5 protein-coding genes are annotated in these 5681 nt (G+C 64.0%); 2 read left to right on the top strand and 3 right to left on the bottom strand.

Annotation, left to right across the window (positions count from 1 at the left end):
* Nucleotides 1-30: 30 nt before the first annotated feature.
* The gene (locus JHD73_RS26095) at nucleotides 31-1386 is read left to right on the top strand and encodes a peroxidase (RefSeq protein WP_199033062.1); all 1356 of its coding nucleotides are present in this window, start codon (nucleotides 31-33) and stop codon (nucleotides 1384-1386) included.
* Between the two features lie 107 nt (nucleotides 1387-1493).
* On the top strand, nucleotides 1494-2390 hold the full coding sequence (locus JHD73_RS26100) for a DMT family transporter (RefSeq protein WP_199033063.1): 897 nt from the start codon (nucleotides 1494-1496) through the stop codon (nucleotides 2388-2390).
* Between the two features lie 7 nt (nucleotides 2391-2397).
* On the opposite strand, the gene JHD73_RS26105 is transcribed toward JHD73_RS26100, so the two are convergent.
* The 3 genes from JHD73_RS26105 to JHD73_RS26115 all read right to left on the bottom strand — a co-directional run bounded on the left by JHD73_RS26105 (nucleotide 2398) and on the right by JHD73_RS26115 (nucleotide 5421).
* The gene (locus JHD73_RS26105; protein WP_199033064.1) at nucleotides 2398-3492 is read right to left on the bottom strand and encodes a M14 family metallopeptidase; all 1095 of its coding nucleotides are present in this window, start codon (nucleotides 3490-3492) and stop codon (nucleotides 2398-2400) included.
* Nucleotides 3493-3632: 140 nt separating this feature from the next.
* A complete protein-coding gene (locus JHD73_RS26110) occupies nucleotides 3633-4064 on the bottom strand; it encodes a DUF1090 domain-containing protein (RefSeq protein WP_199033065.1) in 432 nt (143 codons plus the stop codon).
* Between the two features lie 148 nt (nucleotides 4065-4212).
* Nucleotides 4213-5421: a ribonucleotide-diphosphate reductase subunit beta gene (locus JHD73_RS26115; protein ID WP_199033066.1), complete on the bottom strand. Its 1209-nt coding sequence runs from the start codon at nucleotides 5419-5421 to the stop codon at nucleotides 4213-4215.
* Between the last annotated feature and the right edge of the window lie 260 nt (nucleotides 5422-5681).

Consider the following 5681-nt stretch of genomic DNA (forward strand, 5'->3'; position numbering starts at 1 on the left):
AATCAATACAAACAACACGTTGGAATAGCCATGCCCGAGCGCAACCGGCCGCCATTCAGGGGCCTTACTGGCGCGATTGCCGGGTCGACTACCAGCGCCCAGGCCGTAACAGGAGACAACCCTGGAGATACGCCCGGCGGCGCCCGCGAGCCGATGTCTGGCGCCCGCCCCAACACCGCGCGCGATATCGCTGCGCAGGATCTGGCTAGCGATACCGCCTTGTGGCGGTTTGCCCTGGCGGCGGAAAACGGCGGCCGCGGCCCGCATCCTGACGCCGCGCTGCGCGATGATCTTTCCATTCTGCGCATCCTGCGTAGTGCCGATGGCCTGCGCCTGCTCCGGCAAGGACTGCGCAGCGCATTTCCGGGTGCTGCCCTGCGCCTGACCACATTCTGGCCAGAAGAGCAACCGCACGCCTACCCGGCCCGCGCTGAAGCACGCCCCGCCGAGTTTGGCGACCTGCTGGTGCTGTTCCGCCTGCGCGGTGCCGTGCCCACGCTCGATTGCCGCGCGCTGTTCCTCACTGCTCGCCGCATCGATCAACCCGACGATGCGCTGGACAAGCACCACACGCTGCCGCAGATCAACCTGTACGAAGGCTGGCCCGACTTCAACGTCTACGCCCGCTCGCCGATCAAGTCGCGCAATGCCGCCTTTCTCGGCAAATTTGATCTGTCGGCCGAGTTGGAGCCGCTACGCCGCATCGGCCGCGATCAGCGTCAATGGCGCTACCTGACACCATGCACCGGCCTGCAAGCCCACTCGCAGTGGCCCGGCGCCCGGCCGCTATCACCGCTGCAATGGCGCTGGCCTTCGGGCCTACAAGCGGGCGGCACGCGTCCGATGACGGGCTCGTTCACCGGCCTGTTGCGCCAGCTTGCCCGCCCAGAAGGTGCGGGCGAGGACTGCTCCGCCGGCACCGAAGTGCCAACCTGGGGACGCCTGATCAACAGGCTGCTCGACCATAGTTGGGAAGTCGCCCCAAGCCACGCGCTCAAGAGCGGCAATATCTCTGCGCTGGCATTCTGGACGCGGCTGCGCGGCTTCCTGACGGCTGAATACCTGCTCGGCACGCATTCGCTGCAGAAGGGGTTCGGCGCATCGCTGCAGTTTGAGATGGCCAACGGCCTTCAGGATATTGTCCGAGACGACTGGACAGCTACCACCGGCTTCGACCCCGAGGACTTGGACGTGCCCGGCGTGCGCAGCACGCTGCAGCGGATTGCAGCCTCCAAGCTGGCCGTGTTCGGCATGAGTGCCGAAGACCCGGCGCCACTGGCCGCCCCGCGCCCGCAGCGCGGTGTCACACCACGCCCGGACGGCGAACGCGAAGGGCAGCGCGTGCTGCTGATCGACGTGATCCGCCCCAGCGCAGCAGCCCTGTAAGGGCTCCGCCCGCGTTTCGAGAAAAACCCGCACCCACGCTGCCGAGAACGCAATGTTTTCTCGAGAGCGTGCGGCTATGCTGTAGCGTTGCGTCTGCTGCACCGCCCATGTCTTCCGCTGCCCCCGCCTCTTCCGCTTCCACCACATCGTCCCCCTGGATGCCCATTCTTGCCCTGATGGGTTCGATGGCCTCCGTGTGCCTGGGCAACTCGTTTGCCAAGACGCTGTTCCCGGTGCTGGGGGCGGCCGGCACCGTCACGTACCGCATCACCATCGGCGCGGCGATCCTGCTGGCGTTCTGGCGGCCGTGGCGCCTGCACCTGACCCGCGCAGACGCCGGTCGCGTCGCCATGTACGGCGTCACGCTGGCGAGCATGAACCTGCTGTTCTATCTGTCGCTGCAACGGCTGCCAATTGGCATTGCGATCGCCATCGAGTTCACCGGGCCGCTGGTGCTGGCGGTGGTGCTGTCGCGCCGGGCGCTCGATTTCGTATGGATCGGGCTGGCAGTGGTGGGCCTGCTGATGCTGTCGGTTGGTGACAAGGCGGTCGGCCAGGTCGATCACCTGGGGGCGGCGTACGCGCTGGCAGCCGGTGTGTGCTGGGCGCTCTATATCCTGACCGGCAAGAACCTTGGTGGCTTGCCCGCGGGCCAGGCCACGTCACTGGGCATGACCGTGGGGGCGTTGTTCGCGATTCCGTTTGGCGTGGCGCAGGCGGGGTCCGCACTGCTGACACCGTCGCTCATTCTGGCGGGGCTGGGCATCGGGCTGCTGTCGAGCGCGATTCCGTATTCGCTGGAGATGGTGGCACTCAAGCACCTGCCGGGCAAGACGTTCTCTGTGCTGCTGAGCCTGGAGCCAGCCATCGGTGCACTGGCCGGGGCCATCGTTTTGCACGAGCAACTGACCGGACGGCAGTGGACAGCCATTCTGGCCATCATCGCCGCGTCTGCAGGGTGCGCACTGACGGTGCGCGCCCCCAAGCCAGCGCACAGCAAGTGAGAGTGTTCTAGCCGGAAACCCGCGCCACGGCTTGCAGCACGGCCATGCGCGTCTGCGCGTAGACCATGCCCTTCCACTCGGGCACATCGCAATAGAACGCATCGCGCAGCGCGCGGCGGATACCGGCCGCCTGCGCAGCGCCACGTTCCGGATGTCGATGCAGCCAGTGGTCTGCCCGCAGCGCCTGTAGCACCGCCAGCGGGGCGAGTGTGCCGAACTCCAGCGTGACGCAGGTTTTCTCGATGCCGGGCGGCAGTTCGTACGCCACGCCCACCAGATCGCCCTTGACCACGGATGACACCGACCCCGGCGCGGCAATCGGCCGGACATCCGCACCCCACGTGCGGATGGCGCGCTCAAGCTCAGCCGGGTCGGGGCTGTTGAAAATCTTCTCACCGTGGCCGTAGTGGCCGAGCCCGGTATGCAGGTCGATCCACATGAAGCGGGCGATGTGGCCAGAAGCGGCGGCCACATGCCGCGACACCAGCCCGCGCATCTGCACGGTGCTCCAGCAGGGGGCGGTTCCGCCGTAGAACATGCCGTCCGGCACGCGGTATTGCCCGCTGGTTGCGGCGTCCTGCAGCGCTTTCTCGCCGCGCGTAACCATGTAGTGCTGCAACGCTGCCTGATCCGCCTGGCTGGGCGGCCACGTTGACGGCAGCAGTAGCGGATCGACCTCGAGATAGGCCGGATTGGCCGACACCGCCTCGGCAAAGTCGACGCTGTTGCGGTTGAGATCGACGTTGTCTTCATTCACACGGCGCAGATGGGCGAACCCATACGGGTTGACTGCGTGCACCAACAGCAGCGCCAGCCTGGACGCCGCCAGCCGTGCGAAGAGTTCATCGTCGTGCAGCAAACCGATCTGACAGCCGGAGCCGCAGAACCCCTCCACACCGTGCACGCCGGAAGTGACGACCAGCAGCGCATCGGCCTGTGTCGGCGAGAACAGCGCCGTGTCGATCGAAAGCGGCTCCCCGGACGGCCCGAGCGCATCCGGGTGGAGATGCCGTTCGACGCCCATCCCCCGGGCCTGGGCAGCCGCCAGGAACTTGGCGCGCGCTTCATCGTAGGTTTGGGAGAAGAAGGATTCGACGGTCATGTGGGGCCCAGGATGGTGGGAAGACAACGGTCGTACGCTTTGGATTATCGGGGGCGGGCCGAATGCAGGCAATTCCGGTGGTGCAACAAAAACAGGGGCCGAAGCCCCTGTCCATCCTGTCATGACACCTTTCGGGAAACTCAGCCCTTCAGCGCGGTCAGATCTGCTTGCGCACTGCGCAGGTCTTCCTGCTTCTCACGCAGTTTGTCCTGCTTCTCGGCCAGTCGTTTCTGCGCCTTGGCGATGCGCTTGACCTCGCCCTTGCTACGCGAATCCCGCAGCTTGTCTTCGGCTTCGCGCAATTCCAATTGCGCCTTCTGAACGTCCCGTTCGGCTTCGCGCACCTTGCGTTCTGCGTACTCGGCCTGACCTGCATTGGTGCAGTTGGCTTTGGTGTTCGCCAGTGCGTCTTGCAGGCCGGCAATCCGGAACGTATTGCCATACTGCTTGGCCATCTCAATCTGCGTCTCAATCGCGCGGATCTTGGTGGCGCAGTTCGTCGTGTCGGCAAACGCCGCAGACGTGCCCAGCACGGCAAACGGCATGAGGGCGACTAGGAGGGTCTTCTTCATAGGAGCGTCCTTATATTCAGTCCATCGATACAGCACGATAGGACGATCGTTGGTCACAGCCCATCAGGTTCAACAGATTCTCAACAGGCCGTGACAAATAAAAAAGGCCCGAATGGGCCTTTTCTTCAAACTTGGGAGCGGGAATCGATTATTCCCACGACAGCGCACCGCCGGTCTGGTACTCGATCACGCGCGTCTCGAAGAAGTTGCGTTCCTTCTTCAAGTCGATCATCTCGCTCATCCACGGGAACGGGTTTTCCTCGTTCGGGAACAGCGCGTCGAGGCCGATCTGCTGGCAACGACGATTGCAGATGAAGCGCAGGTAGCCCTTGAACATCGGGGCGTTCAGGCCCAGCACGCCGCGCGGCATGGTGTCTTCCGCGTAGCGGTATTCCAGGTCGACGGCCTTCTTGAACAGCTCCGTGATCTCGGCCTTGAACTCGGCCGTCCACAGGTGCGGGTTCTCCAGCTTGATCTGGTTGATCAGGTCGATGCCGAAATTGCAGTGCAGGGATTCGTCGCGCAGGATGTACTGGTACTGCTCGGCAGCGCCGGTCATCTTGTTCTGACGGCCCATCGCCAAAATTTGCGTAAAGCCCACGTAGAAGAACAGGCCTTCCATGATGCAGGCGAACACGATCAGGCTCTTGAGCAGCTTCTGGTCGTTCTCCGGCGTGCCGGTCTTGAAGGACGGATCGGTCAGCGTGTCGATGAACGGGATCAGGAACTCGTCCTTGTCACGGATCGACTGCACCTCGTGGTATGCGTTGAAGATCTCGGCCTCATTCAGGCCCAGCGACTCAACGATGTACTGGTAGGCGTGCGTGTGGATCGCCTCTTCAAACGCCTGACGCAGCAGGTACTGGCGGCATTCCGGCGCGGTGATCTGGCGGTACGTGCCCAGCACGATGTTGTTGGCGGCCAGCGAGTCGGCCGTCACAAAGAAGCCCAGGTTGCGCTTGATGATGCGGCGCTCGTCTTCGGTCAGACCGTTCGGGTCTTTCCACAGGGCGATGTCGCGCGACATGTTGATTTCTTGCGGCATCCAGTGGTTCGCGCAGCCGGCCAGATACTTTTCCCAGGCCCACTTGTACTTGAACGGCACCAGTTGGTTGACGTCGGTCGCGCCGTTGATGACGCGCTTGTCGGCAGCGTTCACGCGGCGGTTGCTTTGTGCGGCAGCAGCGTTCGGGTTGTTGCCCAGGATGCCGGTACCGACAGCCTGTGTGGCCGACGGGGGCAGCATGCCACCCTGATCCGGCGTCACGGATTGCAGTTGCGGCTGCGGTTGATACACCGGTTGCGGTGCAGCTTGCGGTTGTGCGGCAGGTTTGACGTCGTCGTCCCAGCTCAGCATTGAGTTTCTCCGTTGTATTTCTGTTGGACCGACCAGTGGAGCGCATGTTTCGATACACGCGCACCACCGGCCCGGTCGCCGATGTCAGTGAATGAGCCGCATCATTGATGCCATGCGGCCCCTGGGGCGCTTTGGTAACAGCCCGCTCAGTGCTTTATTGGCAGGCTTCGCACTCTTCGAAACCGGGGTCGCCCGGGCGCATCGTGCACACGGCGCCTTCGGCTTCCGGCATGGCCTGCGCGGTGGCAGCAGCGGCATCC

The sequence above is a fragment of the Ralstonia sp. ASV6 genome, from assembly GCF_016429285.1.
In the GTDB taxonomy this organism is placed as follows: domain Bacteria; phylum Pseudomonadota; class Gammaproteobacteria; order Burkholderiales; family Burkholderiaceae; genus Ralstonia; species Ralstonia flaminis.

Excerpts from the sequence above, each read along its gene's own strand:
- JHD73_RS26095 (WP_199033062.1), top strand. The coding sequence starts at position 31 with ATGCCCGAGCGCAACCGGCCGCCATTCAGGGGCCTTACTGGCGCGATT.
- JHD73_RS26100 (WP_199033063.1), top strand. The coding sequence starts at position 1,494 with ATGTCTTCCGCTGCCCCCGCCTCTTCCGCTTCCACCACATCGTCCCCC.
- JHD73_RS26105 (WP_199033064.1), bottom strand. The coding sequence starts at position 3,492 with ATGACCGTCGAATCCTTCTTCTCCCAAACCTACGATGAAGCGCGCGCC.
- JHD73_RS26110 (WP_199033065.1), bottom strand. The coding sequence starts at position 4,064 with ATGAAGAAGACCCTCCTAGTCGCCCTCATGCCGTTTGCCGTGCTGGGC.
- JHD73_RS26115 (WP_199033066.1), bottom strand. The coding sequence starts at position 5,421 with ATGCTGAGCTGGGACGACGACGTCAAACCTGCCGCACAACCGCAAGCT.